The sequence below is a fragment of the Neptuniibacter sp. UBA6509 genome, from assembly GCA_002435145.1.
In the GTDB taxonomy this organism is placed as follows: Bacteria; Pseudomonadota; Gammaproteobacteria; order Pseudomonadales; family Balneatricaceae; genus Neptuniibacter.
In genome coordinates, this window is record DJLT01000068.1 from 1 (window position 1) to 2,965 (window position 2,965).

The 2,965-nt window shown below is 43.3% G+C and carries 3 protein-coding genes; all 3 read right to left on the reverse strand.

Going from position 1 to position 2,965, the window contains the following annotated elements; genetic code table 11:
* Window positions 1-70: 70 nt before the first annotated feature.
* From B4K11_RS08615 to B4K11_RS08625, 3 genes are read right to left on the reverse strand one after another with little or no spacing between them, the layout of a single operon-like run.
* On the reverse strand, window positions 71-706 hold the full coding sequence (locus tag B4K11_RS08615) for a gamma-glutamylcyclotransferase (protein WP_292955252.1): 636 nt from the start codon (window positions 704-706) through the stop codon (window positions 71-73).
* The gene (gene rmuC, locus B4K11_RS08620) at window positions 706-2,196 is read right to left on the reverse strand and encodes a DNA recombination protein RmuC (RefSeq protein ID WP_292955249.1); all 1,491 of its coding nucleotides are present in this window, start codon (window positions 2,194-2,196) and stop codon (window positions 706-708) included. Before rmuC ends, B4K11_RS08615 begins: the two co-directional genes overlap by 1 nt.
* A gap of 7 nt (window positions 2,197-2,203) precedes the next feature.
* Window positions 2,204-2,563 carry a hypothetical protein gene (locus B4K11_RS08625; RefSeq protein WP_348704284.1) on the reverse strand — a complete coding sequence of 120 codons (360 nt, stop codon included), beginning with the start codon at window positions 2,561-2,563 and terminating at the stop codon, window positions 2,204-2,206.
* Window positions 2,564-2,965: the final 402 nt, after the last annotated feature.

Consider the following 2,965-nt stretch of genomic DNA (forward strand, 5'->3'; position numbering starts at 1 on the left):
GAGACAGCGAGACAGCGAGACAGCATGTTCGCTCAATCACAATTCAGTGCAAGAGATACTTTAATTTTTTCTAAGCCCTGTAACTATACCCAGTATCAATCTCCCGCCACCGGCTCAACTCCGGGCTACGCTGTAGATAGTCACGAATTGTCGTAACCCCATCAGCAAGATAGGAGTTGTCCATGAAGTTGTTCAACACATCATCTCCCTGCCCTTCAGCAGCCTGAAGACAAAAAGCTAAGTAGCGTGGGTAAGGCAATATATCATCACGCCACAACAAGCCTGAATAATACTGGCCCACGCGGGTTTGATACTCTTCTTCTGATTGACACTTATTAAAACGATACGCCTGATCAGAACTACTGGTACACATCAGTCCTTCGGAGCGTGCTCCATCGCTTTCGAGCGTCTCAACCTTGACCCAATCAAAACGATGTTCACGCTCATACAAGGCTTGGTACTGCTCATCAGAGCATTCAAATTGAGAACAAATAATAGTGGAAGAAGGATCTTCTAGCGTCGAGCAGGAAGCAACCTCTACAGAGAGCGGATCTGCTTGATGACGGCTAAAAAACACAACTCCCACTTTATTAAAGATTCGTCTATAGCCTTTAACTTCAACCAACCTAAAATTCTGGAGACCGGGAACCGTTTCCCGTGCAGAAGTTTCAGATAAAAGTGAGCCGTAGCCTATAATGGAAACCATTACTGATCCGTTTCAGCCGCTTTTTCAAGTAGCCCAGGGTCCATCTGTTTTTTACCATCCGCACCCAGTTTCTTTAACATACCAACTTGGTTCACTAAGTTGCCACGTCCACTAGTCAAACGCTTATGTGCCGTATCAAATGCATCTTGTGTTCTGTGTAAGTTGCGACCGATCTCATCAATGGATTCCACAAAACCGACAAACTTGTCATGCAGTTCACCACCACGTTTTGCGATCTCTTTCGCATTTTGATTTTGATGCTCATAACGCCAGATATTATGAATCGTACGCAGTGTAACCATTAGGGTAGAAGGGCTTACTAGCATAATGTTGCGATCAAAAGCTTCCTTAAATAGATCAGGCTCTTTCTCTAACGCGAGCAAAAAAGCCCCCTCAACCGGAATAAATAGGAGTACAAAATCAAGGGACCCTACACCATCTAAGGCCTGATAGGCTTTATCGCTCAACCCTTTGATGTGTCCACGCATTGACATGAGATGCTCACGTAACAAACGCTGTTTGGCCGTAACATCAGTTTCTTCAGTTGAGCAATACTGCTCATAAGCTTTTAACGAGACTTTGGAATCAACAATAATATCTTTACCGTCAGGTAGACGAATAATCGCATCGGGCTGATAACGTTTCCCCTCTTGAGAAACTGAAACCTGGAGTTCAAATTCATGGCCTTTGCGCAAGCCAGATTCTTCAAGCGCCCTTTCAAGAACAACCTCTCCCCAATTACCTTGAGTTTTATTTTCACCCTTCAAAGCATTTGTGAGATTAATCGTATCCTCGCTCATCTGTTGGTTGAGCTGTTTTAGATGACCAATCTGTTCATATAGCGCTTGGCGATCTTTGGTCTCTTTGTCATAAACATCTTCAACACGACGTTTAAAGTCACCTAGCTGCTCTTTCAATGGATTAAGCAACGTGCCGAGATTCTCTTTGCTCTTTTCAGAAAAGCGCTGAGTTTTTTCATCAAAAATGCGATTAGCTAAATTCTGAAACTCTTGCTTTAACTGCTCTTTTGCCTGCTCAAGCGTTTTGAGTTTTTCCGCTTGCGCATCTCGCTCTGCCGTTAAGCGAGTTTCAAGTTCAGCAACCACCTCACAGCGGTCTGCTAACTGAAAAGCACTTTCTTCTAATTTACGTTCAAGCTGGTGTTTTTCAGTAACGGTGGTTTTTAGGAGAGGTTCTAAATAGATAAGGCGCTCTTCAAGCCGAGCTCGCTTAAGATCAAGCTCATGCTGAAGAGTTTGTAAGTGCTGACATTCACTTTTAAGCTGAGCAGATTCATGTTGCTCACGTTCAAGATTTTTAGAGACTTGGTTTAACTTTTCATTTTGCGTATCAAAACGCTCATCCCATGCTTGCTTTCGCGCTGATAACATCAGCTTTGAAATAACAAGCATAACGACGAGCATCACTACTAACCCGATTGCACCCCCAAGTATGAGGCTTTGTATATCCAATTGAGTTAGCGGCTGCATAGTCGAACTACCAATAAACGTACAGTAAAGGAATAGATAGCAACACTAATGGCGTCATCAAAAGCAGCGCTTTAAAGTCACCAAACATCTGCTGAATAACAACCACATGTACAACCGGGAATGAGATAAATACACACAACAGCGCTATCCACCATTCCAAATTCATAAACCCATATGCCGCAGAAAACAGCAGTGTTAACGCAGCAATATTACCCAACATCACAATAGTGACCATACCGTTACGTGTGCTCGTAAAAGCAGGCTTATCCTCTTCCGGCAATTTATTTAATGCACCTGCACTCAGTGCAGCAGACATTGAAACAATCCCCGTAACCAAGAAAATAATCAGCGGTTCGATAGTAGGCACAACGGTACTCCCAGAATATTGATAAAATAAAACCGCATTGTAAGGGTTTTACTGAATGCTGTTAACTGACTGAGTACATAAGTACGCAATCTGTTTATAAAAATGAGTCTCTAGCCTTACATATTAGGAAACCTGCGAACAACTCCGAATCACCTCAGGCTTTCAGAGCGGTTCAAGTTCAAGGCAGGGATTACAGACAGGCTAGTTGCCTATCGAGAATCAATAACGATGAAATTGGATCGCTCTGAAAGCCCCGCAGGGTGGAGATTAAATTACCTTCCTGCTTTGTCAGCTAGCTTGAAAAGGACTCGTCATTTCACTGCGCTACCTTTCGCGCATTAAACCAATTTGCTCTCCATTTAGAACGCTTGGGACTTATTCGTAGGTTTGTATGGACTCCCC